The sequence below is a fragment of the Streptomyces swartbergensis genome, from assembly GCF_002148965.1.
Classification (GTDB): domain Bacteria; phylum Actinomycetota; class Actinomycetes; order Streptomycetales; family Streptomycetaceae; genus Streptomyces; species Streptomyces swartbergensis.
The window spans coordinates 1-24,541 of record NZ_NGFN01000100.1; the positions used below are offsets into that span (position 1 = coordinate 1).

Annotated in this window: 27 protein-coding genes and 1 pseudogene; 20 read left to right on the top strand and 8 right to left on the bottom strand. The window is 69.9% G+C overall.

What is annotated here, in order from left to right:
- Positions 1–321: 321 nt before the first annotated feature.
- Positions 322–990 (bottom strand): PepSY domain-containing protein, encoded by a 669-nt coding sequence (locus CA983_RS17725; RefSeq protein ID WP_086601876.1) that lies wholly within the window; start codon positions 988–990, stop codon positions 322–324.
- A 116-nt stretch (positions 991–1,106) separates the two neighbouring features.
- Here CA983_RS17725 and CA983_RS17730 point away from each other — a divergent pair, with 116 nt between their 5' ends.
- Together CA983_RS17730 and CA983_RS17735 are read left to right on the top strand one after the other, a co-directional pair.
- Positions 1,107–1,775 (top strand): response regulator transcription factor, encoded by a 669-nt coding sequence (locus tag CA983_RS17730; RefSeq protein WP_086601877.1) that lies wholly within the window; start codon positions 1,107–1,109, stop codon positions 1,773–1,775.
- Positions 1,772–3,181: a sensor histidine kinase gene (locus CA983_RS17735; protein WP_086601878.1), complete on the top strand. Its 1,410-nt coding sequence runs from the start codon at positions 1,772–1,774 to the stop codon at positions 3,179–3,181. Before CA983_RS17730 ends, CA983_RS17735 begins: the two co-directional genes overlap by 4 nt.
- 78 nt (positions 3,182–3,259) lie before the next feature.
- On the opposite strand, the gene CA983_RS17740 is transcribed toward CA983_RS17735, so the two are convergent.
- The 4 genes from CA983_RS17740 to CA983_RS17755 all read right to left on the bottom strand — a co-directional run bounded on the left by CA983_RS17740 (position 3,260) and on the right by CA983_RS17755 (position 5,934).
- On the bottom strand, positions 3,260–3,736 hold the full coding sequence (locus CA983_RS17740; protein ID WP_086601879.1) for a MarR family winged helix-turn-helix transcriptional regulator: 477 nt from the start codon (positions 3,734–3,736) through the stop codon (positions 3,260–3,262).
- A 116-nt stretch (positions 3,737–3,852) separates the two neighbouring features.
- Positions 3,853–4,653, bottom strand: a complete 801-nt coding sequence (locus tag CA983_RS17745) for an AIM24 family protein (protein WP_086601880.1) — start codon at positions 4,651–4,653, stop codon at positions 3,853–3,855.
- The gene (locus tag CA983_RS17750; RefSeq protein WP_086601881.1) at positions 4,650–5,300 is read right to left on the bottom strand and encodes an AIM24 family protein; all 651 of its coding nucleotides are present in this window, start codon (positions 5,298–5,300) and stop codon (positions 4,650–4,652) included. The genes CA983_RS17745 and CA983_RS17750 overlap by 4 nt, the downstream gene beginning before the upstream one ends.
- Before the next feature lies 1 nt (position 5,301).
- A complete protein-coding gene (locus CA983_RS17755; RefSeq protein WP_031116419.1) occupies positions 5,302–5,934 on the bottom strand; it encodes an AIM24 family protein in 633 nt (210 codons plus the stop codon).
- Between the two features lie 184 nt (positions 5,935–6,118).
- Here CA983_RS17755 and CA983_RS17760 point away from each other — a divergent pair, with 184 nt between their 5' ends.
- From CA983_RS17760 to CA983_RS17800, 9 genes are all read left to right on the top strand, one after another.
- Complete coding sequence (locus CA983_RS17760) at positions 6,119–6,463, top strand: DUF3817 domain-containing protein (protein WP_086601882.1); 345 nt, start codon at positions 6,119–6,121, stop codon at positions 6,461–6,463.
- Entirely contained in the window at positions 6,460–6,753 is a 294-nt protein-coding gene (locus CA983_RS17765; protein ID WP_086601883.1) for an MTH1187 family thiamine-binding protein, read from the top strand. Before CA983_RS17760 ends, CA983_RS17765 begins: the two co-directional genes overlap by 4 nt.
- A 215-nt stretch (positions 6,754–6,968) precedes the next feature.
- On the top strand, positions 6,969–8,087 hold the full coding sequence (locus tag CA983_RS17770) for a SchA/CurD-like domain-containing protein (RefSeq protein ID WP_086601884.1): 1,119 nt from the start codon (positions 6,969–6,971) through the stop codon (positions 8,085–8,087).
- Between the two features lie 60 nt (positions 8,088–8,147).
- Positions 8,148–8,612, top strand: coding sequence for a cupin domain-containing protein (locus CA983_RS17775; RefSeq protein ID WP_086601885.1), 465 nt, complete (start codon positions 8,148–8,150; stop codon positions 8,610–8,612).
- A complete protein-coding gene (locus CA983_RS17780; RefSeq protein ID WP_086601886.1) occupies positions 8,609–9,877 on the top strand; it encodes a beta-ketoacyl-[acyl-carrier-protein] synthase family protein in 1,269 nt (422 codons plus the stop codon). Before CA983_RS17775 ends, CA983_RS17780 begins: the two co-directional genes overlap by 4 nt.
- Positions 9,874–11,124 (top strand): ketosynthase chain-length factor, encoded by a 1,251-nt coding sequence (locus CA983_RS17785; RefSeq protein ID WP_086601887.1) that lies wholly within the window; start codon positions 9,874–9,876, stop codon positions 11,122–11,124. Before CA983_RS17780 ends, CA983_RS17785 begins: the two co-directional genes overlap by 4 nt.
- Before the next feature lie 35 nt (positions 11,125–11,159).
- Positions 11,160–11,417, top strand: a complete 258-nt coding sequence (locus tag CA983_RS17790; RefSeq protein WP_086601888.1) for an acyl carrier protein — start codon at positions 11,160–11,162, stop codon at positions 11,415–11,417.
- 1 nt (position 11,418) lies between these two features.
- Positions 11,419–11,898, top strand: a complete 480-nt coding sequence (locus tag CA983_RS17795) for an SRPBCC family protein (RefSeq protein ID WP_086601889.1) — start codon at positions 11,419–11,421, stop codon at positions 11,896–11,898.
- Positions 11,899–11,924: 26 nt separating this feature from the next.
- Entirely contained in the window at positions 11,925–12,266 is a 342-nt protein-coding gene (locus CA983_RS17800) for a TcmI family type II polyketide cyclase (RefSeq protein ID WP_086601890.1), read from the top strand.
- A gap of 70 nt (positions 12,267–12,336) precedes the next feature.
- On the opposite strand, the gene CA983_RS17805 is transcribed toward CA983_RS17800, so the two are convergent.
- Both CA983_RS17805 and CA983_RS17810 read right to left on the bottom strand, forming a co-directional pair.
- Positions 12,337–13,320, bottom strand: a complete 984-nt coding sequence (locus CA983_RS17805) for an amidohydrolase family protein (RefSeq protein WP_086601891.1) — start codon at positions 13,318–13,320, stop codon at positions 12,337–12,339.
- Positions 13,321–13,354: 34 nt separating this feature from the next.
- Complete coding sequence (locus CA983_RS17810; RefSeq protein ID WP_425276454.1) at positions 13,355–15,040, bottom strand: FAD-dependent oxidoreductase; 1,686 nt, start codon at positions 15,038–15,040, stop codon at positions 13,355–13,357.
- A 188-nt stretch (positions 15,041–15,228) separates the two neighbouring features.
- Here CA983_RS17810 and CA983_RS17815 point away from each other — a divergent pair, with 188 nt between their 5' ends.
- The 5 genes from CA983_RS17815 (at position 15,229) to icmA (ending at position 19,533) form a co-directional block, all read left to right on the top strand.
- Complete coding sequence (locus CA983_RS17815) at positions 15,229–16,488, top strand: cytochrome P450 family protein (protein ID WP_086601893.1); 1,260 nt, start codon at positions 15,229–15,231, stop codon at positions 16,486–16,488.
- 32 nt (positions 16,489–16,520) lie between these two features.
- On the top strand, positions 16,521–16,832 hold the full coding sequence (locus CA983_RS17820; RefSeq protein ID WP_086601901.1) for an antibiotic biosynthesis monooxygenase family protein: 312 nt from the start codon (positions 16,521–16,523) through the stop codon (positions 16,830–16,832).
- A gap of 32 nt (positions 16,833–16,864) precedes the next feature.
- On the top strand, positions 16,865–17,374 hold the full coding sequence (locus tag CA983_RS17825) for a MarR family winged helix-turn-helix transcriptional regulator (RefSeq protein WP_086601894.1): 510 nt from the start codon (positions 16,865–16,867) through the stop codon (positions 17,372–17,374).
- Between the two features lie 43 nt (positions 17,375–17,417).
- Positions 17,418–17,756 carry a DUF3817 domain-containing protein gene (locus CA983_RS17830; protein ID WP_086601895.1) on the top strand — a complete coding sequence of 113 codons (339 nt, stop codon included), beginning with the start codon at positions 17,418–17,420 and terminating at the stop codon, positions 17,754–17,756.
- 76 nt (positions 17,757–17,832) lie between these two features.
- A complete protein-coding gene (gene icmA / locus CA983_RS17835) occupies positions 17,833–19,533 on the top strand; it encodes a coenzyme B12-dependent isobutyryl-CoA mutase large subunit (RefSeq protein WP_086601896.1) in 1,701 nt (566 codons plus the stop codon).
- A gap of 274 nt (positions 19,534–19,807) precedes the next feature.
- On the opposite strand, the gene CA983_RS17840 is transcribed toward icmA, so the two are convergent.
- Complete coding sequence (locus tag CA983_RS17840) at positions 19,808–20,443, bottom strand: TetR/AcrR family transcriptional regulator (RefSeq protein WP_086601897.1); 636 nt, start codon at positions 20,441–20,443, stop codon at positions 19,808–19,810.
- A 232-nt stretch (positions 20,444–20,675) separates the two neighbouring features.
- Here CA983_RS17840 and CA983_RS17845 point away from each other — a divergent pair, with 232 nt between their 5' ends.
- The 4 genes and pseudogenes from CA983_RS17845 to CA983_RS17865 all read left to right on the top strand — a co-directional run.
- The gene (locus CA983_RS17845) at positions 20,676–21,653 is read left to right on the top strand and encodes a tetratricopeptide repeat protein (RefSeq protein WP_086601898.1); all 978 of its coding nucleotides are present in this window, start codon (positions 20,676–20,678) and stop codon (positions 21,651–21,653) included.
- Positions 21,654–22,275: 622 nt separating this feature from the next.
- Positions 22,276–22,911 carry a DUF6230 family protein gene (locus tag CA983_RS17855; protein ID WP_086601899.1) on the top strand — a complete coding sequence of 212 codons (636 nt, stop codon included), beginning with the start codon at positions 22,276–22,278 and terminating at the stop codon, positions 22,909–22,911.
- A 189-nt stretch (positions 22,912–23,100) separates the two neighbouring features.
- Positions 23,101–23,685 (top strand): DUF6114 domain-containing protein, encoded by a 585-nt coding sequence (locus tag CA983_RS17860; RefSeq protein WP_086601900.1) that lies wholly within the window; start codon positions 23,101–23,103, stop codon positions 23,683–23,685.
- Positions 23,675–24,541, top strand: a pseudogene (locus CA983_RS17865) (hypothetical protein); the annotation flags it as partial. The gene CA983_RS17860 and the pseudogene CA983_RS17865, both read left to right, overlap by 11 nt.

Here is a 24,541-nt window from a genome sequence, read left to right on the forward strand (position 1 = left end):
GGCGGACACCCCCCGACACGTCCCCTTCTCGCCGTGCGCGGGTGCGGGCGCCTCTCGGCTGAGCTGCCGCAGGCCGCCGCGCTGCGGACCGCCGGTCCCGCCCAGCTGCGGGCAGTCGTGCCGCTTGGGGCGGCACGGGTGGGCGCAGCGGCACCCCGCAGCGCCGGGTTGCGCGGCGCCCCGGCCTCAGCAGCCGCCGGCGGCGCCTCGCAACGCCGGGCTGCGGACCCACCCGGCCCCAGCACCGACGCCGAGCCCCACGACGCCCCGGCGTCAGCAGCGACGCCGGGGCGGTTGAAATCCGGGTAGGACAGGGCAGGGTCAGTCCTGGTCGTCGTCCTGGTCGTCCGAGTGGTCCGCCGTGACCTTGCCCGTGCCGAGGTCGATCTTCCAGTCCTGCTCGGCGCCGCCGGACTTGTGCGTCTCGGCCTCCCAGGACTTGTTCCCGCCGTCCTCGTCCAGGTCCACGGACGTCACCGTGCCCTTGCCGGCGGCAGCCTTCGCGGCCTCCTCGGCCGTCACGGAAGAGCCCTTCAGGGCCGCCCGCACCTGAGCCGTGTCGTCCTCGTCGTCGGCGTGCGAGCCGAGGACCTTGCCGTTGGACGGGTCGATACGGACGCTGTGCCAGCCGTTGTCGCCGGAGAGGACGTCGACCTTCCAGATCACCTTGGCGCTGTCGTCCTCGTCGTCCAGCTCGGCGGACACGGCCGTGCCGGGCGTGTGCTTCAGCGCGGAGGCGATGGCCTCGGACGCCGTCACGTCGGCGGAGGCAGCCCGCGCGGCGTCGTCGTCGCGGCCGTTGTCGTCGTCGCGGTCGTCCTGCGCGTCCGCGCCGTCCTGTTCGTCGCGGCCGTCGTCGTCCGACAGCCGGGTGTTCGCCGCCTGCCGCGCCGAGCCCTGGTCGTCTCCCGTGGTCGCGAGAGCCGTGGCCGTACCGCCTCCGATCAGAGCGGCAGCGGTCACAGCGGCGATCACGATGTTGCGCTTCATGCGGATTCCTCCCGAGTCGTTTCGTTTTCGACGTGTTCCAATCTGGCCGACCGACGCTGAGAGGAACCTGAAGACCCCTGAAGGGATCTTCAGCTTGGTTTTGCCACTCTTTACCCATGCGCCTGTTGATCGTGGAGGACGAGAAGCGGCTGGCCCTGTCGCTCGCCAGGGGCCTGACGGCCGAGGGGTACGCCGTGGACGTCGTCCACGACGGACGGGAGGGCCTGCACCAGGCATCTGAGGGCACGTACGACCTGGTGATCCTCGACATCATGCTGCCCGGGCTCAACGGCTACCGGGTCTGCGCCGCCCTGCGCGCCGCCGGGCACGAGGTGCCGATCCTGATGCTCACCGCCAAGGACGGCGAGTACGACGAGGCCGAGGGGCTGGACACCGGCGCGGACGACTACCTGACCAAGCCGTTCTCCTACGTCGTGCTCGTCGCCCGGGTCAAGGCGCTGCTGCGGCGGCGCGGGGTGGGTGCCGGGGCCTCGCCCGTGCATGTGCACGGGGATCTGAAGGTGGACACCGCGGCTCGGCGGGTGTTCCTGGGTGAGGACGAGGTCGCCCTGACGGCCAAGGAGTTCTCCGTGCTGGAGCACCTCGTGCTGCGGGCCGGGGAGGTCGTGTCCAAGTCCGAGATCCTCGAACACGTGTGGGACTTCGCGTACGACGGGGATCCCAACATCGTCGAGGTGTACGTCAGCACCCTGCGGCGGAAGCTGCGGGCGGGGCTGATCCGGACCGTGCGCGGCGCCGGGTACCGGCTGGAGACGTCGCCATGAGGCGGCTGTTCGGGTCCGTCCGGGCGCGGGCCACGCTGGGAGCCACGCTCGTGGTCGCGGTGGCGCTCGTCGCGGCCGGGGCCGCCGTCCTGCTGTCCCTGCGGTCCAATCTGATCGGCGAGGCCGGCACCCAGGCGGAGCGCTCCGCCCGGGCGGTCGCCTCCCAGCTCGCCGCCGGGACGCCGTACGACAAGCTGTCCGGGCTGGACGGCGACGACGGGCCGGTCCAGGTCCTCGCCGGGAAGAAGCGGCTGGTGGCGGCCAGCGAGGATCTGGAGAAGATCAGCGGTACCGACTCCGACCGGGTGAAGCCGCAGTCGCCGGTGGCGCCCGGCGGGGACGATGACGACGACTCGGACGACCACGAAGAGGACCTCGAAGCCGGGGAGATCGCCGGGGAGAGCACCTTCAGCAACGGGTCCGCGACGATCGACGGCGACACGGAGGACTACCGGTTCGCCGCCGTCGAGGTCGAGACCCACGACCGGGGGCGTCTGAAGGTCTACGCCGGTGCCCCGCTGGCCGCCGAGCACGGAGCCGTGCAGACCGCGCTGACGGTGATGCTGATCGGGTTCCCGTTGCTGCTCGGCGTCGTCGCGGGGGTGACCTGGCTGGTCACCCGGCGGGCGCTGCGGCCGGTGGAGGGCATCCGGAGCGAGATGGCCGCGATCACCGCCTCCCAGGACCTCGCGCGCCGAGTCCCGGAGCCGCAGACGCACGACGAGGTCGCCCGGCTCGCCCGGACGACGAACGAGACGCTCGCGGCCCTGGAGACCTCCGTGGAGCGGCAGCGGCGCTTCGTCGCCGACGCCTCCCACGAACTGCGCAGCCCGATCGCCTCGCTGCGCACGCAGTTGGAGGTGGCCGCCGCGCACCCCGAGCTGCTGGACCTCGACGGGGCCGTGGAGGACACCGTACGGCTCCAGCGGCTCGCCGCGGACCTGCTGCTGCTCGCCCGGCTGGACGCGGGGGAGCGGCCCAGCGACGCGAAGGTCGACCTGGCCGGGCTGGCCCGGGAGGCGGCCGAGGGGCGGACGGGCGTGACGGTGGACGCGGAGCCGGTGAAGGTGGCCGGATCGCGTGGGCAGTTGGGCCGGGTGCTGGCCAATCTGCTCGACAACGCCCAGCGGCATGCCCGGTCGGCCGTCAGCGTGAGCGTGCGACGGGAGGGTGACCTGGCCGTGGTCGGGGTGGCGGACGACGGGGACGGCGTGCCCGAGTCCGACCGGGAGCGGATCTTCGAGCGGTTCGTACGGCTGGACGCCGCCCGCAGCCGTGACGACGGCGGTGCCGGGCTGGGCCTCGCCATCGCCCGGGACGTCGCCGTACGCCACGGCGGCACGCTCACGGCCGCCCAGGGGCCCGCAGGCGGAGCCCTGTTCGAACTCCGCCTGCCGCTCGCCTAGGAACGAGCGTTTGGATCATGCCGCAGACGCGGGCCTGTCGTCGCGCCGGGGACGCACGGCCCCGGTACGCCGTCCGGGTTACGGGCGTCCGCGCTGGCCGCGCAGGTGCTCCGCGATGGGCTTGAGGGCCTTGTCGAGCTCCGCCAGGGCCTCGGGCGACAGCAGGTCGATGAAGTGCCTCCGCACGGACGCCACATGGTGGGGCGCGACCTTCTGCATCGTCGCCATGCCGTGCTCGGTGAGGACCGCGTAGAGCCCCCGGCGGTCGGACTCGCAGTTCTCCCGCCGGACCAGGTTCGCGTTCTCCATGCGCGTGATCTGGTGCGAGAGGCGGCTCTTGGACTGGAGGGTGGCGGAAGCGAGGTCGCTCATCCGCATCCGCTGGTCCTCCGACTCGGAGAGATTCACCAGGATCTCGTAGTCGTTCATTGTCAGGCCGAACGGCTGCAGGTCCTTTTCGAGCTGGTACGTCAACAGCCTGTTGACCTCCAGGTGGGTGCGCCAAGCGCACTGCTCCGCATCGGTCAGCCAGCGGGTGGCCGTCTCGGTCTCCATGAATGAAGTCTACCTAAAAGGTTGAAAGGTGAACTAGTGAGGGTTTTCGTGTGACGGAGCGCACCCGCCGAACATCGGTGCGCAGACGTTCGATGTCACACTCCGCAGACTACCGCTCACAGCCCGAAGCGACGCTGGAGGTCCCCCAGCTGTCCGGGAAGACGCGGTACGCCGGACTGGCCTGCCTGGGGGCCGTGCGCCCCGCCGCCGGGCACTCCGGCCTGATGCGGAACGGCCCCCGTGGCCTGCTCCGCCATGAGGGTCTCGGACGACTGGAGCAGGACCGTGCCGGCGCCGACGAACTCGAACTGGTGCTCCTCCCCGGAGGCCCCGCCGAGGCCCGTCAGCGCACGTAGACCGCCCATTACGCCGGTCATGTAGCCGTGGTCGTAGTGGTGGCACGGAGAGGGGCTGTCGGCCCATCCGACCAGGGCCTGGGGGTCCACCCGGATCGGGGGTTCCATGAACACCACGGGGCCGTTCGACGCGGCCACGAACTTTCCGCTTCCGATGAGGGTCAGAAAACCCGGCACGATTGATTGCTTCAGCGACAGAGTTGGCTGAAAAGCGAGGAGGTTGCCCGAGCGAATGGTCAGATTGCCGTTCTCGAGGTCGTACGAGTTCACGTCGAAGGCCCGGTCGGCGAGGAGCATCTTGCCCGAGCCCTCCGCCACGACCCAGTCGCTCGCGTGCAGTGGCGAATGGAAGGACGTACGGACGAGACGGTCCAGCCGGCCGTGTCCGACGCCGTTGAAGTCGATCGAGCCGTAGTAGGCGATCATCTTCCCCTTCTGGAGGAACCACTGGCTCCCCTTGAGTTCCACACAGAAGGTGTAGGGATTGACGTTGTCGTCGGGCGGCAGCGTCGCCGGGTCGAAGACCGCGGGGCCGGCGCCCGGGGTTCCGTACGTGCTCACAGCTTCTCCTCCGACGCCTGGACGTACACCGCACCGCTGCCGCTGAGCTCCAGCTGGAACGCCTCGCCCGAGCCGCGGCCCACCATGTCCCGCCAGCCCAGGGCGGTGGACAGCTTGTTGCGGACGTCTCCGTGGTGGGCGACGTAGGCCTGCGGGTCCACGTGCACCGGCCGCTGGGGCGTGACCGGGATCTCGATCACTCCGCCATGGGCCATGACCGCGACGGCCCCGTGTCCCTTGAGCGTGGTCGTGAACAGCCCCTGGCCGCTGACCTGCCCCCGCACCATGCCCATGACGCCGCCCTGCGAGCCCAGGAACATCGTGCCCTGCTGGAGCGTGCCCTCGAAGGCGAGGAGGCGGTCCGCCTCGACGTACAGCGTGTCGCCGGCGAGCTGGATCACCTGGACGTGATGCCCGCCGTGCCCGAAGAGCACGGTGCCGCTGCCCTCGACCGTCATCAGGGGCGTGTCCTCGTCGGCGACCCGGCGGCCGATCATCGACATGAGCCCGCCCTGGCCGCCGGCCGTGTTGGGCGTGAAGGACACCTCGCCCTTGTAGGCGAGCATCGCGCCGCGTTGGCTGAACAGCCGCCGGCCCGGCGCGACGGTCGCCTCGACCATCTTCGCGTTGATCTCCCGGAAGGCCATGTCACACGTCTCCCGCGATCGTGTTCCGCTCGCTCGGCTGCACGTACACCAGCCCGTCCCCCTCGAACCGCATCTGGAAGGCCTCGCCGCCGCCCTCCCCGAGCAGCGTGCGGAACGTCACACCGGACTGGAAGGACTGCCGGAGATTCCCCTGGTGTGCCACGTACGCCCCCGGGTCGACGGTCAGCGGGTACTGCGGGCTGACGCGCAGCACCACGGCCGGGCCGTCCGACATGATCGCCGCCTGGCCGTGGCCCTCGACGGTCGTCGTGAACAGCCCGTTGCCCTGCGAGGCGCCGCGCAGGCCGGTGAACTCCGTCCCCGTGCGCAGCCCGCCGTCGGTCGCGAGCAGGTTGCTCGACTCCACGTAGAGCTTGTCGCCCTGGACGCTGACCAGGTTGATCTCGGAGGCGCGGTCCGCGAACCAGCAGGTCCCTCGCCCCTTCACCTCCATCAAGGTCATCTGCTCACCGGTCAGCCGCCGGGTCACCATGCCTCGTATGCCCTCGCCGCCGCCGCTGAGCTTCTTGAAGGCCATCTCGCCGTCGTACGCCACCATCGAGCCGTTCTTCGCCTTCACGGCGTCTCCGGTCATGTCGACGGCGAGCACCTTGCTGCTCTGAAGTCGGAACATCGCCACGTACGTGAAGGTAGCCGCAGGCCGGGCGCCACGGACAGAGCCTGTGGGTGGAGAACGACCCTGACCGCACCCTAGGGGCCGGGGGCCCGTAGCGGTTTGCCACAATGGGCGGGACGCTTGTGCGTGCGTTCACAAAGCGTCAGGCCCCAGCAAGACCGTCTCCCACCGAAGGTGACCCGTGGACCTCAAGACCGCCACCGCCATCCGCCGCCTCCGCCTGGTCTCGGCCCCCGAGGCGATCTCCTTCCTCCTCCTGCTGGTCTGCTCGGTGCTGAAGCGGACCACGGACTTCAACGCCGTGCCGGTGATGGGCATGGTGCACGGTGTCCTGTTCATCCTGTACGTGATCTTCTGGGCCGACGCGTGGAACCGGACCAAGTGGCCGGTGAAGACCGCCGCGCTGTACTTCGTGCTGTCGGTGCTCCCGGCCGGCGGGTTCTTCGCCGAGCGCAAGCTGCGGCGTGAGGCCGAGGACGCGGTCATCGCGTCCCGGGCGCGCCAGGAAGGGGCCGTGAAGGCATGATCGTCGCCTTCTCCGTGACGCCGCTGGGCGTCGGCGAGGACGTGGGGGAGTACGTCGCCGATGCGGTGCGGGTGGTGCGCGAGTCGGGCCTGCCCAACCGGACCGACGCGATGTTCACCTCGATCGAGGGCGAGTGGGACGAGGTCATGGACGTCGTCAAGCGCGCCGTCGCCGCGGTCGAGCAGCGGGCTCCGCGGGTGTCCCTGGTCCTCAAGGCGGACATCCGCCCCGCAGTGACGGACGGGCTCACCTCCAAGGTGGAGACGGTGGAGCGGCATCTCGCCGAGTAGACCGTAAGGACCACAGCCCCGGCTCTTCATGGGCCGGGGCTTCTTCGTGTCCTGGCGAGGCACAAACGTGCCCTGCGCGCCGGGCAGTTCCCTCTGATGACTCGTGCGGCTCGCGGAGTCCGACGCCCCGACCCACGATGAGGGCTCAGGGCCGACCGCCGTCCCGCTGCCGGACACGGCGGCCGCCGTCTGCCCAGCGAAGGAAGGGCCTGCCGGTGAACACTTCGACGTATACGTCCCAGTCGGCGTTCGACGGCTCGAGGCTGCGCGTCATCCTGCTCGTCGATCTCCACGAAGGCGCCCAGCAACGGTTCCTCGACGCGTACGAGCACATGCGCAGCCGGGTCGCGTCGGTTCCCGGTCACCTCGGTGACCAGCTGTGCCAGTCCGTGGAGAACCCGTCCCAGTGGCTCATCACCAGCGAATGGGCGACCGCGCCGCCGTATCTCGCCTGGGTGAACAGTGAGGAGCACCTCGAAACCGTCAGGCCCATGCAGGACTGCGTCCGGGACATCCGGTCGATGCGTTACAACGTCATCCGTGAGACCGGGCGTGCCCTCCCGCCCACCGCCGGGACCGCTGACGGGGTCCAGGCACCGGTGCGGGTGGGCGACGGAGTGACGCGCCATGCGCTGACGTTCACCGTCAAGCCCGGCTCCGAGTCCAAGGTCGCGGACATCCTGGCCGGCTACGCGCCGCCCCAGGCCCGCGCCGACGACTCCACACGACTGCGCCGCACGACGCTGTTCATGCACGGCAACCGAGTCGTACGCACCGTCGAGGTGGAGGGCGATCTGCAGACGGCGCTGCGCCACGTCTCGCGTCAGCCGGAGGTGCGGGCCGTCGAGGAAGCCCTCAATCCGTACCTGGAACAGAGCAGGGATCTGGCCGACCCCGCGTCGGCACGGGCCTTCTTCATCCGCGCGGCCATGCCGGCCGTACACCATGTGGCGCGTGGCGGACCGGAGCCGGACGGTCTGCGGCGTCACGCCCTGTACTACCCGGCCCGTGAGGGCTGCGGGATGGCGCTGGCACGGCTGCTCGCCCAGCAGGACGAGACCGCCGCGGCCGACCCCGCCGGGCCCGTGCACCGCAGCACCGTCTTCCACCGGGACGACCTGGTCGTCCGTCTCATCGACACGCGGGATCCCGAGACCGATCCGGTCAGGGCGCTCGGCCTGCACGGCAAGAGGAAGGCCGCCGTGCTGGCCCGCCTCCTCGACGGCGCCGCACTCGGCGTCGAAGGGCCGCTCTCGAGCGACCGGGACGCCACCCGCCTCCTGGCGCACACCGACATGACGCTGATCACCGATCGCAGGGCTGCCCAGTCCTGACAGTCCGTGGACGACACCCGCCCATGGACAACACCCCACAGACCGACCTGGAGACGGACCATGTACAAGACGCGCCCGCGCATCGTGGACCTCAGCGAGACCGAGCCCAACCGCAAGCGTGGCGGCGACCTGCGCACCCTGCTCACGCCCCTCACGGTGGGTTCCACGAGCGGGTTCATGGGCCTGGCCATCATGCAGCCGGGTGAACGCATCGGCGAGCACTACCACCCGTACTCGGAGGAGTTCGTCTACGTCGTCCAGGGCGAGCTGGAAGTCGACCTGGACGACGTGACCCACCCGATCCGCGCCGACCAGGGCCTCATGGTCCCCATCGGCATGCGGCACCGGTTCCGCAACGTCGGTGACGTGGAAGCCCGGATGGTCTTCCACCTGGGTCCGCTGGCTCCGAAGCCGAGCATGGGCCACGTCGACACGGAGGCCGTCGAGGGGAACGCGAGCGGCGAAACGTACCCGGCCGTGCAGGGGGACGGCGCGCAGCCCGAACGCCGCGGGGTGCCCTCGTGACCCGGCGGGTGGCGGTCACCGGCATCGGCGTCGTCGCCCCGGGCGGCATCGGCGTGCCGGCCTTCTGGGACCTCCTCTCAAGCGGCCGTACCGCGACGCGCGGCATCACACTGTTCGACCCCGAGGGGCTGCGGTCGCGCATCGCGGCCGAGTGCGACTTCGACCCGCTCGCGCACGGGCTCGATCCCGACCTGGTCGAACGCGCCGACCGGTACATACAGTTCGCCCTCGTCGCCGCCGCGGAGGCGGTGGCCGACTGCGGCATCGAGTTCGGCGCCGAGGACCCGTGGCGCGTGGCCGTCTCGCTCGGCAGCGCCGTGGGCGGCACGACCCGCCTGGAGCACGACTACGTCCTGGTCAGCGAGCGAGGGCAACGCTGGGACGTCGACCACCGCGCCGCCGGTCCCCAGCTGCACCGGGCGTTCTCGCCCAGCACCCTGGCGTCCGACGTCGCCGAGTACTTCGGCGCCCAGGGGCCGGTGCAGACCGTGTCGACCGGCTGCACCTCCGGACTCGACGCGGTGGGCTACGGCTTCCACACGATCGAGGACGGCCGCGCCGACATCTGCATCGCCGGAGCGTCCGACTCCCCGATCTCCCCGATCACCATGGCCTGCTTCGACGCCATCAGGGCGACCTCGCCGAACAACGACGACCCCGCGCACGCCTCCCGGCCCTTCGACGCCCACCGCGACGGATTCGTCATGGGAGAGGGCTCCGCCGTGCTCGTCCTGGAGGAGCTCGAACACGCCCGTGCCCGCGGCGCGCACGTCTACTGCGAGATCGGCGGCTACGCCACCTTCGGCAACGCGTACCACATGACCGGGCTGACCAGCGAGGGCCTGGAGATGGCCAGGGCCATCGACACCGCGCTCGGGCAGGCCCGTCTGGATCCCTCACTCATCGACTACGTCAACGCGCACGGGTCGGGCACCCGCCAGAACGACCGTCACGAGACCGCCGCGGTCAAGCGGTCCCTGGGCGCCCACGCCTACGACACGCCCATGAGTTCGATCAAGTCCATGGTGGGCCACTCGCTCGGTGCGATCGGCGCGATCGAGGTCGTCGCCTGCGTGCTGGCCCTGGCCCACCAGATGGTCCCGCCGACGGCGAACTACGAGACCCCGGACCCCGAGTGCGACCTGGACTACGTACCGCGCACCGCGCGCCCGCGCAAGCTCGCCAACGTGCTGTCCGTGGGCAGCGGCTTCGGCGGGTTCCAGTCAGCGGTGCTCCTGACGGGGCCGGCCGGGAGGAAACGATGAGCGCTCAGCCGAACCGCCGCACCGCCATCACGGGGATCGGTGTGGTCGCGCCCAACGGACTGCACGCGGAGACCTACTGGAAATCCGTCAAGGAGGGCCTGTCCGTACTCGACCGGATCACCCGGGAGGGGTGCGGGCACCTTCCGCTCCGCGTCGCCGGCGAGGTCCGGGGATTCGACCCCTCGGCACTCATCGAGGAGACCTTCCTCGTCCAGACCGACCGGTTCAGCCACTTCGCGATGGCCGCCGCCAGTGCGGCCCTGAAGGACGCGGGACTGAGCGATGCGGCCACCGACTCCCCGTACTCCGTCGGTGTGGTCACCGCTGCCGGATCCGGTGGCGGTGAATTCGGCCAGCGGGAACTGCAGAAGCTGTGGGGGCAGGGGTCCCGGTTCGTCGGTCCCTACCAGTCCATCGCCTGGTTCTACGCGGCCAGCACGGGCCAGATATCGATCCGCAGCGGGTTCAAGGGCCCCTGCGGCGTGGTCGCGAGCGACGAGGCCGGCGGCCTGGACGCCGTCGCGCACGCCGCCCGGACCGTGGGGCGGGGGACCGACGTGGTCGTGGCCGGGGCGGCCGAAGCGCCGCTCGCTCCGTACTCGATGGTCTGCCAGCTCGGGTACCCGGAACTCAGCACGGTCGAGGACCCGGCACGGGCCTACCGGCCCTTCACCTCCACGGCCTGCGGCTTCGTCCCGGCCGAGGGCGGTGCCGTGCTGGTCGTCGAGGACCTGGACCGCGCACGCCGACGCGACGCGGACGTCCGCGCCACCGTGGCGGGCCATGCCGCCACCTTCACCGGAGCCTCGCGCTGGGACCGCTCACGGGAGGGACTCGCCCACGCCATCCGCGGTGCCCTCGACGAGGCCGGCTGCGCACCGGAGGAGATCGACGTGGTCTTCGCCGACGCGATGGGTGTCCCGGAGGCGGACCGCGCCGAGGCCCTGGCCCTCGCCGACGCCCTCGGCCCGCACGGCACCCGCGTGCCCGTCACGGCGCCCAAGACCGGCATCGGACGGTCCTACTGCGGGGCACCCCTGCTGGACGTCGCGGCCGCGGTGATGGCCATGGAAGAAGGGCGGATCCCGCCCACGCCCAACGTCTTCGACATCTGCCACGACATCGACCTGGTGACGTCGACGGCGCGCCCGGCCGAGCTGAGCACGGCCCTGGTCCTCAGCCGTGGACTCATGGGCTCCAACGCGGCGCTGGTACTGCGCCGCGACCCGGGACCAGCCGCCCGGTGAAGCCCACCGCATCCGTACGACAAAGGAGAACGCGCATGAGCAGTGAAGTGACCCTCGAAGAGCTGGCCGCACTGATGAAGAAGGCCGCCGGTGTCACCGTCGACCCGCAGGACCTCGAAGCCCGGTTGGACACCCCCTTCGCCGAGTTCGGGCTGGACTCGCTCGGCCTCCTCGGCATCGTCGGCGAGCTGGAGAACCGGCACGCCCGGGCGCTCCCCACCGACGCGGAGAAGTGCAAGAGCCCCCGCGACTTCCTCGACCTCGTCAACAGCACACTCACGGCAGGAGCCTGAGATGGCAGGGCACACCGAGAACGAGATCACCATCGCCGCACCCCTCGACCTCGTCTGGGACATGACCAACGACGTCGAGAGATGGCCGCAGCTGTTCAGCGAGTACGCGGACGCCGAGGTGCTGTCCCGGCAGGGCGACACGGTGACCTTCCGCCTGACCATGCACCCCGACGAGAACGGCAAGGTGTGGAGCTGGGTGTCGGAACGGACCACCGACCGCGACAAGCTCACCGTCACGGCACGCCGAGTCGAACCCGGTCCGTTCGAGTACATGAACATCCGGTGGGAGTACGAAGAGACCCCCGACGGCACCCGGATGCGCTGGACCCAGGACTTCGCCATGAGGCCGGACGCGCCGGTCGACGACGCCGGGATGACGGACATCATCAACCGCAACTCCCCCGTCCAGATGGCCCTCATCCGCGACCGCATCGAGCAGGCCGCCGACGAGCGGCGGACCTCACCCGTCACGCCCGCCTGAACGGCGCCGCCGCGTAAGGAGACTCCATGCACCACGCCCTGATCGTCGCCCGGATGGCCCCGCACGCGGCTCCGGACATCGCCGAGGTCTTCGCGGCCTCCGACCGCGGCGACCTGCCCCGCCTCGTCGGGGTGACCCAGCGTTCCCTCTTCCAGTTCGGCGATGTGTACATGCACTTCATCGAGGCCGAGCAGGACCCGGGCCCCGCCATCGCGCGCGTGGCCGGCCATCCCGAGTTCCGCGACATCAGCAGGAAGCTCGAGGCGTACGTCAGCCCGTACGACCCGCAGACCTGGCGCGGTCCGAAGGACGCGATGGCGCAGTGCTTCTACCACTGGGAGAGAGACACGGCACCGGCCACCCGGTGACGCCTGGGAGAGAAGGCCGCCGCCCGTGAGGGCGGCGGCCTTCTCTCCGTGCGTGCGGCCAGGAGAGGAGCTAGGAGGAGCGGGCCAGTACCGGCAGCAGACGCAGGGCGTTCTCCCGGTTGATGCCCCTGAGCTGCTCCGGCGAGACGAAGGGATCGCCGTCCAGGGCGGGCACCGCGATGTCGGCGACGACCTGTGCGGGGGTGGGCGGCCAGTCCGTGCCGAAGAGGACCCGGCTGGGATCCACCGTGGCCAGCAGTGTGGGCGTGGAGGAGGGAGACATGGGGCCCGCCGTGTCGAAGTAGAACCGGTGCAGGTAGTCACGGACCCTGCCCGGCTCGATCCCGGGGGTGAGGTGCCCGCCGAAGAGCTCCAGCCGAGTGGCCATGTACGGCAGGAAGCCTCCTCCGTGGGGAAGGACGAAGCTGAGATTCGGATAGCGGTCCAGGGTGCCGTTCCGGATCAGGTTGATGGCCGCGCGTGTGGTGTCCATGAGGAAGTCGCACACGAAGGGCGGCATCCCCGGCAGTCCCGCACCGCCGTCCTTTCCGGCCGGCACTTCCATGGGGTGCGTGCTGATGACGGCGGACCGGTCGTTCAGCTCCTGCAGGAGGCCGTCGTGGGTGGCGTCACCGAGGTAGACACCGTCCATGCTCGTTCTCGTGCTCACCCCGACGGCCCCGAGCTCGTCGAGTCCGTAGCGCAGGCTCCACTGCGAGAGCTCCAGGTCGTCCAGGAACACAGGGGTGAAGAAGGCGAAGCGCGCGGGATGGTCCTCGACGACATCGGCCGCCGCCCGCAGGGCGATCCGTGCGCTCTCCTGGCGCTCGGCCCGCTCACGGAACCGTCCGAGCATCGCGACGGTCATGACAGCGGTGCTGATGCCCGTCTTGTCCATGACCCCCAGAGCCGCGTCCAGGTCCCAGCGTGTCCACCAGGGCAGCCTCTCGCGGTTGACGACACCGCGTTCCTCCGCCCAGTCCAGCCAGGCCGGCGCGGTGAAATGGTGGTGGACGTCCACTCGGCCCTCTACGGGGCCGTCCTCGTATGGCATCGGCATGTCCTCGGGTCGTTTCGGTGGGTGGTGCTCAGCCGCGGCAGAGCACGGTCTGCAGCACGTCCGTCAGCACACGATCGGCGGACGGCAGGTGGGAGGGGGCGCGCCAGGCGACGAAACCGTCCGGGCGTACGAGGACGGCACCGTCGTCGGCGGTGCCGTGCAGCGCCGCCCAGTCGGCATCCGGCTCGGGAACAAGGTCGTGATCAGGGCCGTCTCCCACGAGATACACCTCGACCGGAACGCCCAGGTTCTTGCCGGCCCGCTCCGCCGCGCGGCGCCACGGGTGGCCTTCGGCCCCGGCGAGCAGGACGAAGGAACGCTCGTACAGATCGAGAGTGGAGATCCTGGCGCCTCCTGCCCTGACCCACATATGGGGTGCGCGGCTCCCCGGCTCCCCGTCGATCAGAAAGGCTTCCGGGACGACCGGCCGCTGAGGGGAGGCGCCCACCACAGCGTTCGAGCCGTACCGGTAACAGAGCGCGACCGTCATGAGGTCCCCCGCGTCGTTGTTGCGCCCCGCTGCCGGGCGGAATGCGGGGTGCTGCTCCTCGGCGGCCTGCCGGGAGGCCCGTGCGCTCGTCGTGACAGCGACAGGCCGTCGTTCACACTCGTAGGTGTCGAGCAGCGGCAGGCCGGCCCAGCCGCGGAGTACCGCGGCGATTTTCCAGGCGAGGTTGTGGGCGTCCTGGATCCCGGTGTTGGAGCCGAAAGCCCCGTTGGGCGGCATTTCATGAGCCGCGTCACCGGCCAGAAAGACCCGGCCCCGCCCGTAGCTGTCCGCGACTCGCTTGGAAGCGTGCCAGGGCGCCTTTCCCGTGATCTCGACATCAAGGTCCGGAACACCGACAGCCGCGCGAATATGTGCCGCGCAGCGCTCGTTTCCGAAGTCTTCAAGGGTTTCCCCCCGATCGAAAGACCAAGGGATATGGATGACCCACCGTTCCTCGTTGTCCACGGGCAGCAAGGCACCTTCCCCCTGTGGATCGGTGGTGTAGCAGACGATGAAGCGCTTCGGCCCGACGTATTCCTTGAGGGCCTTGCTCCGGAACGTGACACTGATGTTGTGGAACAGGGCACCGGGTCCGGACTGGCCGATTCCCAGACGTTTGCGAACGGGGCTTCTCGGGCCATCGGCGGCCACCAGGAAATCGGCTTTCACGGTATAGGTCTCACCGGTGTCCCGGCGCATCACCTGCGCCCGGACTCCCTCTTCGTCCTGCGTGAAGGAAAGCAGCTCCGTACCGAAGCGGATGTCTCCGCCCCGGCGGGCGCGGTCCAGCAGGACCGGCTCCAGATCGTTCTGGCTGCACAGGCACCAGTTCGAGGAGCTGACCCGGGAGACATCCATGCCTGCGGCGATGTCCTGAACGATCCAGCGGCGCTGGTCCCCGACGAGGGTGTCCACCTGGAGAACGCCGTCGTTTCCGGCGAGAGCGGAGGCGGCCTCCCGCACGCTCTGCTCGAGTCCGGCGGTCCGGAAGATCTCCATGGTGCGCACGTTGTTCCCGCGGCCACGTGGGTGCGTCGACGTCTCGGCATGCCGCTCCACGAGCAGGTGCTCGATTCCGAGGCGCCCCAGGAACACGGAGGTGGAAAGACCCACCAGGGATCCGCCTACGATGAGAACTGGTACAGATTCCACTCCGCGTCCGCTCACTGGTTTCCTCGTCGTCCGGCGACTGCCCAGCCCGGGAACGGTGGACTGGCCCGTCATGATGTTTACCAAGCGGGACTTACGCGCGCGATCCGGGGCGCCCCGGAGTACGCCGGCCGGGTAACCGGAGGAATTTTCCACACATCCTGCGGCGCTCGAACTCGTATGGCCCAGCAGTGTTTGCGGCACAGTGCCGGCCGGGAAATCGTGTGACCGACCGACGGAACTCTCGACCCCCGGGACCAGCCATGACGCAAGCGTTCGCATCCGAGGAAATGTCGTCCGAAGAGGCCGCTGCCGCGGCCTCGGCCTGCAGCCGGGAGTTTCGCGCCAACCCGCATCCCGTCTACGCCGCGCTCAGGGCGACAGCACCCGTATGCCCCCTGACGCCCCCTCACGGGGTCGACACGTACCTCATCACCCGGTACGACGACGCCCGTGCCGCCTTGGCCGATCCGCGGCTGAGCAAGGACATGTACGGCGCCATCGACGCCTATCACCGGATCTTCGGCGACTCGTCGATCGCCCTGGACGACAACATGCTCTTCTCGGACCCTCCGAAGCACACCAGGCTCCGCCGGATCGTCGGCACCACCTTCACCCCCAAGAGGGTGGAATCGCTGCGTCCGAAGGTCCAGAAGATCACCGATGAACTGCTGGACCGCTGCCCGGCGTCGGACCCCGTGAACCTCCTCCAGGAGTTCTGCTTCCCGCTGCCGCTGCACGTGATCTGTGAGCTCCTCGGCGTCCCGGAGAACGAACGCAAGCAAGCCCAGGAATGGTCCGCCACCGTCGCTCAGACCGGCTTCGGGCCGGAGGCGAGAAAGGCGCTGGAACGGGCCGAGGGCAACCTGCGCGACTATCTGGTGGACCTGATCGCGCGGAAGCGGAAGGAGCCGGACGGAGCTCTGCTCAGCGCACTCGTCACGGCGCAGGACGAGGACGGCGCGCTCACCGACCACGAACTCGTCTCCACCGCGTGGGTGCTGCTCTTCGCGGGCCACAAGTCGACCGCGTACCAGATCGGCAACGCCGTCTACCACCTGCTCAGCCGGCCGGAGCAGAAGCGGCTGGCGTTCCGGGACCCGAAGGCGACGGCCGCAGCCGTGGAGGAGATCTTCCGGTTCGAGACCTCCGTGGAGAACTCGACGTTCCGCTACGCGACGGAAGACATCAAGATGCGCGACACACTCATCCCCAAGGGTGCGCTCGTGCAGATCTCGCTCACGGCGGCCAACCGGGACCCCGAGATGTTCCCCGACCCGGACCGCATGGACGTCGAGCGCCCGAACGTCCAGGCGACGCACCTCGCATTCGGCCTCGGCCCGCACTACTGCATCGGCGCGCCTCTGGCACGTCTGGAGATGCAGGTCGCCCTCAGCACGCTCTTCGGACGTCACCCCGGCATGGCCCTGGTCGGGGAGCCGGAGGACGTGCGCTGGCTGACCGTGCCGTTCCCCGCCTTCCGCGGGGTCGCGGAACTCCCCGTCGTTCTCGACCCGTCGTGACGGGGGAGGCCACGGCACCGGCGCGGGTGCGAGTGGTTCGCCTGCTACGCGTCCGGGAGGGAAGGGAAGCGGATTTTGTGGATGCCTACGAAGGCGTACGCGACGGCGCCGAGCGGTTTCCCGGACATCTGCGCGAACAGCTCTGCCGCTCCGTCGACGATCCCGGTCGATGGCTGCTCACCAGTGAGTGGGAAAGTCTCGACGCCATCAAGCAGTGGCGCACCGACCCTGATCACACCACTCTGGTCGGGCCGATGAACGCCTGTCTGCACGACGACCGGTGGACCGGGCTCTTCGAGATCGTGCCCGAGGGCGCTGGTGACCGAAGGCCGAGACAGGGCTGACCAGCATGTGACCGGCCGGTAAGGTCGGGTTCGTGCCGAAGCCGCTCAGTCTCTCCTTCGATCCGATCGCGCGCGCCGACGAACGCTGGAAACAGCGCTGGGGAAACGTGCCGTCCATGGCCGCGATCACCTCGATCATGCGCGCCCAGCAGATTCTCCTCGCCGAGGTCGACGCGGTGGTCAAGCCGTACGGGCTGACGTTCGCGCGGTACGAGGCGCTGGTGCTGCTCACCTTCTCCAAGTCCGGCGAGCTGCCGATGTCCAAGATCGGCGAACGGCTCATGGTGCATCCCACGTCCGTGACGAACACCGTGGACCGGCTCGTGAGGTCGGGCCTCGTCGCCAAGCGGCCCAACCCCAACGACGGGCGCGGCACCCTCGCCAGCATCACCGACAAGGGCCGCGAGGTGGTCGAGGCGGCCACCCGCGACCTGATGGCGATGGACTTCGGGCTCGGGGTGTACGACGCGGAGGAGTGCGCCGAGATCTTCGCGATGCTGCGGCCGCTGCGCATCGCCGCCGGGGACTTCCAGGAGGGGTGACCCGGGCCAAGATCTCCCGGAACGGGTCGTTACGCTCGACGGCATGAAAAAGAGCGTGCTGACCCGCTATCGCGTGATGGCCTACGTCACCGGCGTACTGCTGGTCCTGCTGACCCTCGGCATGATCGGCAAGTACGTGCTCGACCTGAACGGCGCGGCCGACTTCACGCGCGTCGTCAGCATCGCGCACGGCTGGCTGTACGTCGTGTACCTGATCTTCGCCTTCGACCTGGGCTCCAAGGCGAAGTGGCCGGTGGGCAAGCAGATCTGGGTGCTGCTCGCCGGGACCATCCCGACGGCCGCGTTCTTCGTGGAGCGCAAGATCAGCCACGAGCTCGAGGCCAGGGTCGCGGAGGACTCGCCCGCGACCGCCAAGGCGTAACAGCACCGCCGTACGGACGAACGTACGGCGGTCTGCCGTCGACATTTACTTGGACGTCCTAGTAAATTCGATGGGTATGGACGCTGACGCCATCGAGGAAGGCCGCCGTCGCTGGCAGGCCCGGTACGACGCGGCGCGCAAGCGCGACGCAGACTTCACCACGCTCTCCGGCGATCCCGTGGAGCCGGTGTACGGACCCCGGCCCGGCGACAGGTACGAGGGATTCGAGCGGATCGGCTGGCCCGGGGAGTACCCCTTCACCCGCGGCCTGTACGCGACCGGCTACCGGGGGCGTACGTGGACCATTCGGCAGTTCGCCGGGTTCGGCAACGCCGAGCAGACCAACGAGCGCTACAAGATGATCCTCCGCAACGGCGGGGGCGGGCTCTCGGTCGCCTTCGACATGCCGACGCTCATGGGCCGCGACTCCGACGACCCGCGCTCGCTGGGCGAGGTCGGACACTGCGGTGTCGCGATCGACTCGGCGGCCGACATGGAGGTCCTGTTCAAGGACATCCCGCTGGGTGACGTGACGACGTCCATGACCATCAGCGGACCGGCCGTGCCCGTCTTCTGCATGTACCTGGTCGCCGCCGAACGGCAGGGCGTCGACCCGTCCGTCCTGAACGGCACGCTCCAGACGGACATCTTCAAGGAGTACATCGCCCAGAAGGAGTGGCTCTTCCAGCCCGAGCCGCACCTTCGGCTCATCGGCGACCTGATGGAGCACTGCGCGGCCGGCATCCCCGCGTACAAGCCGCTGTCCGTCTCCGGCTACCACATTCGGGAGGCCGGTTCGACGGCTGCGCAGGAGCTGGCGTACACGCTGGCGGACGGCTTCGGGTACGTGGAGCTGGGCCTGTCGCGCGGGCTGGACATAGACGCCTTCGCCCCCGGCCTGTCCTTCTTCTTCGACGCGCACGTCGACTTCTTCGAGGAGATCGCGAAGTTCCGCGCCGCGCGCCGGATCTGGGCCCGCTGGATGCGGGACGTGTACGGCGCGCAGTCCGAGAAGGCCCAGTGGCTGCGGTTCCACACGCAGACGGCGGGTGTCTCGCTCACCGCGCAGCAGCCGTACAACAACGTCGTACGGACGGCCGTGGAGGCGCTGGCGGCCGTGCTCGGCGGGACGAACTCGCTGCACACCAACGCCCTCGACGAGACCCTCGCGCTGCCGAGCGAGCAGGCGGCGGAGATCGCCCTGCGTACGCAGCAGGTGCTGATGGAGGAGACCGGCGTCGCCAACGTCGCCGATCCGCTGGGCGGTTCCTGGTACGTCGAGCAACTGACGGACCGGATCGAGGCCGACGCCGAGAAGATCTTCGAGCAGATAAGGGAGCGGGGGCTGCGGGCGCACCCCGACGGGCGGCACCCGATCGGGCCGATCACCTCCGGGATCCTGCGGGGCATCGAGGACGGCTGGTTCACAGGGGAGATCGCGGAGTCGGCGTTCCGGTACCAGCAGGCGCTGGAGAAGGGCGACAAGAAGGTCGTCGGGGTGAACGTCCACACCGGGTCGGTGACCGGGGACCTGGAGATCCTGCGGGTCAGCCACGAGGTGGAACGGGAGCAGGTCAGGGTGCTCGCGGAGCGGAAGGCCGGGCGGGACGACGCGCGGGTCCGTGCGGCGCTCGACGGCATGATCGCCGCGGCACGGTCGGACGCGAACATGATCGAGCCGATGCTGGAGGCGGTACGCGCCGAGGCGACGCTCGGCGAGATCTGCGGGGTGCTGCGGGACGAGTGGGGGGTGTACACCGAGCCTGCGGGCTTCTGAGCACGTCCTCCGTCCGTCAGCGGCAGCGCCTGCACCCTGGAGGCGCGGGGCGAGGGTGGTGAGCCACGGCCGGGCCCGGGCGGCGGTCCAGTCCGCCGGGCCCCGGCCCCGACCCGGCCACGGGGCAGCCCGGACCCGGCCCCGGCGCCCAGGGCGCGCTGCTCGGCGGCGGCACCCAGGGCACGGTGATCCAGGGCCGGGACTTCCACGGCAACTTCACCTTCGGTGGCCGTTCCTCCTGAGCGGGGACGCCGACGCGCCGGACGGGCCTGCCTCAGTCGGCGGCGGTGTGCGCGGCTCCTCCCGCCAGTCCCCGGAGCAGCACCAGGGTGAAGCCGCGTACCCACGCCTCGTCGACCGGCTCCCCGCTCACCAGCGTGCGGTGGACCACCGCCCCCGCGACCATGTCGAAGATCAGGTCTGCTGTGCGGGACGCTGTGGCGGGGTCGGGTTCGGGTGGGAGTTCTCCTCGTACCTGGGCTCGGGATCTGCCCTCCAGGACCAGGCGTTTCTGGCGGTCGACCACCGAGGCGCGGATGCGTTCGCGCAGGGCGTCGTCGCGGGTGGCCTCCGCCACCACTGCCATCAGGCCGCTCTTGGCCTCCGGGCGGGCCAGGATCGTGGCGAACTGGAGGACGACGCCCTCGATGTCCGCGGCCAGTGAGCCGCTGTCCGGGAGCTCCAGCTCGTCGAAGAGCTCCGCGACCGCGTCGACGACCAGTTCGTTCTTGCCCGCCCAGCGGCGATAGAGGGTCGTCTTCGCAACCCCGGCGCGTGTCGCGACGTCTCCCAGGGTGAGCTTGGACCAGCCCAGTTCCACGAGAGCCTCGCGTGTCGCGGCCAGGATCGCGGCGTCCGCCGTGGCGCTGCGCGGGCGCCCGGTGCGGCTGGCTGGGCTGCGGCTGTGCATGTCCTGACCATAAACCGGCGGTTCCCGCGCGGCCGTGAGGGAGATCACCGGGGGGTGGTGTCCCGGCGGTCCGGTGTGGCATTACGCTACGTCTCGTAGCGAAAGCCCGTGAGGGACGTACACGGGCTGCGGCGACACGGCGTGGGGTGGGGACCCGGCGCCAAGGGCATCCGGCCGGCCCGGCTTTCAGACCGTTTTCACACGCGCGCGCAGTACGGGGGAGGATAGACGCATGCAGCCACGGAACATGTCCATGAGCGGAGTCGTCGACCTCGCCGCGGTGAAGGCGGCCCAGGAGGCCAAGGCGAAGGCGGAGCAGGCGCGTGCGCAAGCCGCCCGGGAGGGTGGGACGGGGGCGATCTCCCCGGCCGATCTCGTCATCGACGTCGACGAGGCGGGGTTCGAGAGGGACGTCCTCCAGCGGTCCGCCGAGGTGCCCGTCGTCATCGACTTCTGGGCCGAGTGGTGTCAGCCCTGCAAGCAGCTGAGCCCGGTACTGGAGCGGCTGGCCGTCGAGTACAACGGCCGCTTCCTGCTCGCCAAGATCGACGTCGACGCCAACCAGATGCTGATGCAGCAGTTCGGCATCCAGGGGATCCCCGCGGTGTTCGCGGTCGTCGCGGGGCAGGCGCTGCCGCTCTTCCAGGGGGCCGCGGGCGAGGCGCAGATCCGGCAGACCCTGGACCAGCTGGTGCAGGTCGCCGAGCAGCGCTTCGGTCTGACCGGCCTCGCCGTCGACCCCGAAGCCGAGCCGGGCGGCGCCGCCCAGCCGGCTCCCGAGCGGCCGGCCGGCCCGTACGACGCGCTCCTCGAAGCCGCCGTGCAGGCGCTGGACTCGGGCGACCTGAGCGGTGCCGTCCAGGCCTACAAGAACGTGCTGAGCGAGGACCCGGGCAACGAGGAGGCCAAACTGGGCCTCGCCCAGGCCGAGTTGCTCCAGCGTGTGCAGGGTGTCGACCCGCAGCAGGTGCGCAGGGACGCCGCCGATAAGCCGGCCGACGTGCAGGCGCAGATCGCCGCCGCCGACCTGGATCTGGTGGGCGGCCATGTGGAGGACGCCTTCGGCCGGCTCATCGAGACCGTGGGGCGTACGGTGGGTGACGACCGGGACACCGTACGGATGCGGCTGCTGGAGCTGTTCGAGGTGGTCGGACCCGAGGACCCGCGCGTGATCGCGGCCCGCAGGGCCCTGGCCCGGGCCCTGTTCTGACCAGTCGTTAAACACGCGGGCTCGTGATGCCGGCGTGAAGGATTTGCCGAAAGAGCGTCACAGCGGCCGCGCTTTGCCAAAACTTGGTAAACGCGGCCGCTGTTACTGCGAGTAAGTCACAGGCGTTGATCTGTCGGTTTCTGTCCATCGATCAACAGCTTTGTGCAGCCGTTCGGCACCACCCTGTGTCGTCGTCCGAGACCGGGGGGTCGTTGTTCGGTTATCCGGCCGTTACTAGCCAGTAACGATCCCCCTTGTGCGGGCGGCGAGAATGCACCACGATCGGCCACGCTCGGTCCATTCCCGTACCCCGGCAGCCGGTTGGGTCGCGGGACAGCGTGGGTCCCCACCGAGCAGAGCCGGCGGCAGTGGCGCCGGCTCTTGGACAGGGGGGTCTTCGCCCACTCGGCGAAGCCTGTCCAGCAGGGTTGTGCGTGATGCGTGTCAGGCGCGACCAGTGGTTGTCGCTCGGGGGTGATCGCCGGTGATTCGGGCGCGAGTTGCGCCGCCGAGTGCAGGCGCTCTCCTTCCCGAGGACGTAGCACTTCTCCCATCCCTGCACGGCTGAGCCGCGATTCGGGGCGAGCCAGGTCAGGAGATGTACGTCCGAGAAGGAGGAAATATGGAGTCCCAGGTGCGTGGCGGGACCAGATGGAAGCGGTTCGCTGTGGTCATGGTGCCCAGCGTGGCCGCCGCGGCATGTGTGGGTGTAGGACTCGCGCAGGGGGCGCTGGCCGCGTCGTTCAGCGTTTCCGGTCAGCAGTTCAAGGTGTCGGCCGAGCACCTCAAAGGTACGGGCTTCGCCCAGTACGGCGGGATCGACACCGTCTATGAGACGACCGAGGGCAAGAGTACGAAGCCGGTCCCGGTCGCGATCTCGTCGTTCAAGACCGCGAAGATCACCAACATGTGCCAGTCGGTCGCGACGCCGATCCCTGGCATAGGCACGGTCTATCTCCGCCTCGACGCGGGGCGGGAAAAGCCGGTCACGGCGAAGAACCTCTACATCGACGTCGCCCAGCTCGACGCCAATGCGACGTTCGAGGACATCGACATCGGCGTCGCGGTCAGGGACCAGAACCGCGGCCCCGACGTGAAGCAGGGCGAGAAGGTGCTGCCGGGCGGCTTTGCCCAGCAGGCCAAGACGGCAACGCTCACCAAAGTGGAGCAGACCGCGTGGGCCACCACGGCCGGCACGTTCACGCTCAACGGCCTGTCGATGAAGCTCGGCATGAAGAAGGAGATGGAGTGCTTCTGACGGCCTCCGTGTCACGGGCACCGCGGGGYGGCTSAGCCRCCCCGAAGGGGCGGGGAGCCACGGTTTCCCCGCCCCGCGGGTCCGGCCCGGCCATCCGCCGGGCACCTCCACAGACTCACAACTTCCGGCTACTGAACGCCTACTTCCGAGCCGGTACGTACCTCCACCGGACCGAGGGAGCTGTTTTCCATGAGTGCCGAGACTCCGGTCCAGAGCGCCGGGACCTTCACCCGGCTGCGTCGGCGATTCCGTGACTGGCGGGGCGGCCGGCCGTTCTGGGCAGGCCTGTTCACCATCCTCGGCGGGGTGCCGATCGCCTACTTCCCCTACGCCACCCTGAAGCTGGGCACCATGTCGCTCACCATGGCGACCACCGCGGGTGCCGGCTCCCTCATCATCGGGGTCCTGCTGATCACGCTGGGGCTGACCATGTGGTTCCAGCAGGCGACGCGCGTCTTCGCCGGCGTCGCGTCGATCATTCTCGCTCTGGTGTCGCTGGTGGTCTCCAATATCGGCGGCTTCCTCATCGGCTTCCTGTTCGCGCTGTTCGGTGGTGCGCTCGCGGTCTCCTGGGCGCCCGGCAAGGCGGACGGCGCCGAGGGGGGACGGCACAAGTCCGGTCGCGGACCGGCCGGAGAGGGCGCCGTGGAACCCACGCCCCAGAGCGCCGACGATGAGCCGGTCCCGCCGCAGGCCCCGTACGAGACCGGCGACGGCGGTCCGGCGGACGGCGTCAGGTCCGAGGTCCGCAACGGGGGGTACCGTGTCGGCTGACGCCCGCGACCAGTTTCCCGGGACCCAGGCCCGGCCGAGAACGGGGCCGCGTCACGCGGCTCCCAAGAAGCCGCTGTTCACCCGGTTCCAGATGCCCGCCGGCAAGGCGATAGCCATGGCGGCGATGCCCACCGCGGTCCTCATGGGCATGGGATTCACCCCGACGCTCGCCCTCGCCGACGACCAGCCGCCGACCTCGAACAGCCTGAAGGCCGACGAGTACAAGGACTGCGTCGCGGCGCTGGAGGGCGACAAGGACAAGGACGGCGCCTCCCCCTCGCCCTCGGCGAGCGGCAGCGAGGACGACGGCAAGAAGGACGAGAAGACGTCCGAGCCGACTCCCTCGGCGCCCGCTGGCGGTTCGGACGCGGACAAGGACCCTGCGGACTCGTCCGGTTCGTCGGATTCAGGTTCCGACGACACGGGCGGCAGGACCGAGCCCACACCGACGCCTTCGCCCTCCTCGGGCACGTCGGGCGAGGACGCCGCGCCAACGCCGAGCCCGTCGCCGTCCCAGAGCGACCGCAACGTGCTGGAGGACATCGGCGACGCGATCGGCGGCATCTTCGACGGCGGCAAGTCCACCGCGAGCCCGAGCCCCACGCCGTCCGCTTCCGCCTCGCCGTCCGGGGACACGGACGAGCCCGAGGACACGAGCAAGTCCGAGGACACGAGCAAGTCCGAGGACGCCGGCAAGGACGCCCCGTCCGACACCGTCAAGGAGACCACCGACAAGGTCACCGACGCGGCGAAGGACACCGTGAAGGACACCACCGAGGCGGCGAAGAAGGCTGCCGAGAAGGCGGCCGAGGGCGCCACCGCCTCACCCACCGCCTCCCCCAGCCCGTCCGCGAGC

Excerpts from the sequence above, each read along its gene's own strand:
- CA983_RS17725 (WP_086601876.1), bottom strand. The coding sequence starts at position 990 with ATGAAGCGCAACATCGTGATCGCCGCTGTGACCGCTGCCGCTCTGATC.
- CA983_RS17730 (WP_086601877.1), top strand. The coding sequence starts at position 1,107 with ATGCGCCTGTTGATCGTGGAGGACGAGAAGCGGCTGGCCCTGTCGCTC.
- CA983_RS17735 (WP_086601878.1), top strand. The coding sequence starts at position 1,772 with ATGAGGCGGCTGTTCGGGTCCGTCCGGGCGCGGGCCACGCTGGGAGCC.
- CA983_RS17740 (WP_086601879.1), bottom strand. The coding sequence starts at position 3,736 with ATGGAGACCGAGACGGCCACCCGCTGGCTGACCGATGCGGAGCAGTGC.
- CA983_RS17750 (WP_086601881.1), bottom strand. The coding sequence starts at position 5,300 with ATGGCCTTCCGGGAGATCAACGCGAAGATGGTCGAGGCGACCGTCGCG.
- CA983_RS17755 (WP_031116419.1), bottom strand. The coding sequence starts at position 5,934 with ATGTTCCGACTTCAGAGCAGCAAGGTGCTCGCCGTCGACATGACCGGA.
- CA983_RS17765 (WP_086601883.1), top strand. The coding sequence starts at position 6,460 with ATGATCGTCGCCTTCTCCGTGACGCCGCTGGGCGTCGGCGAGGACGTG.
- CA983_RS17775 (WP_086601885.1), top strand. The coding sequence starts at position 8,148 with ATGTACAAGACGCGCCCGCGCATCGTGGACCTCAGCGAGACCGAGCCC.
- CA983_RS17785 (WP_086601887.1), top strand. The coding sequence starts at position 9,874 with ATGAGCGCTCAGCCGAACCGCCGCACCGCCATCACGGGGATCGGTGTG.
- CA983_RS17790 (WP_086601888.1), top strand. The coding sequence starts at position 11,160 with ATGAGCAGTGAAGTGACCCTCGAAGAGCTGGCCGCACTGATGAAGAAG.
- CA983_RS17795 (WP_086601889.1), top strand. The coding sequence starts at position 11,419 with ATGGCAGGGCACACCGAGAACGAGATCACCATCGCCGCACCCCTCGAC.
- CA983_RS17800 (WP_086601890.1), top strand. The coding sequence starts at position 11,925 with ATGCACCACGCCCTGATCGTCGCCCGGATGGCCCCGCACGCGGCTCCG.
- CA983_RS17805 (WP_086601891.1), bottom strand. The coding sequence starts at position 13,320 with ATGCCATACGAGGACGGCCCCGTAGAGGGCCGAGTGGACGTCCACCAC.
- CA983_RS17810 (WP_425276454.1), bottom strand. The coding sequence starts at position 15,040 with ATGACGGGCCAGTCCACCGTTCCCGGGCTGGGCAGTCGCCGGACGACG.
- CA983_RS17815 (WP_086601893.1), top strand. The coding sequence starts at position 15,229 with ATGACGCAAGCGTTCGCATCCGAGGAAATGTCGTCCGAAGAGGCCGCT.
- CA983_RS17830 (WP_086601895.1), top strand. The coding sequence starts at position 17,418 with ATGAAAAAGAGCGTGCTGACCCGCTATCGCGTGATGGCCTACGTCACC.
- icmA (WP_086601896.1), top strand. The coding sequence starts at position 17,833 with ATGGACGCTGACGCCATCGAGGAAGGCCGCCGTCGCTGGCAGGCCCGG.
- CA983_RS17840 (WP_086601897.1), bottom strand. The coding sequence starts at position 20,443 with ATGCACAGCCGCAGCCCAGCCAGCCGCACCGGGCGCCCGCGCAGCGCC.
- CA983_RS17845 (WP_086601898.1), top strand. The coding sequence starts at position 20,676 with ATGCAGCCACGGAACATGTCCATGAGCGGAGTCGTCGACCTCGCCGCG.
- CA983_RS17855 (WP_086601899.1), top strand. The coding sequence starts at position 22,276 with ATGGAGTCCCAGGTGCGTGGCGGGACCAGATGGAAGCGGTTCGCTGTG.
- CA983_RS17860 (WP_086601900.1), top strand. The coding sequence starts at position 23,101 with ATGAGTGCCGAGACTCCGGTCCAGAGCGCCGGGACCTTCACCCGGCTG.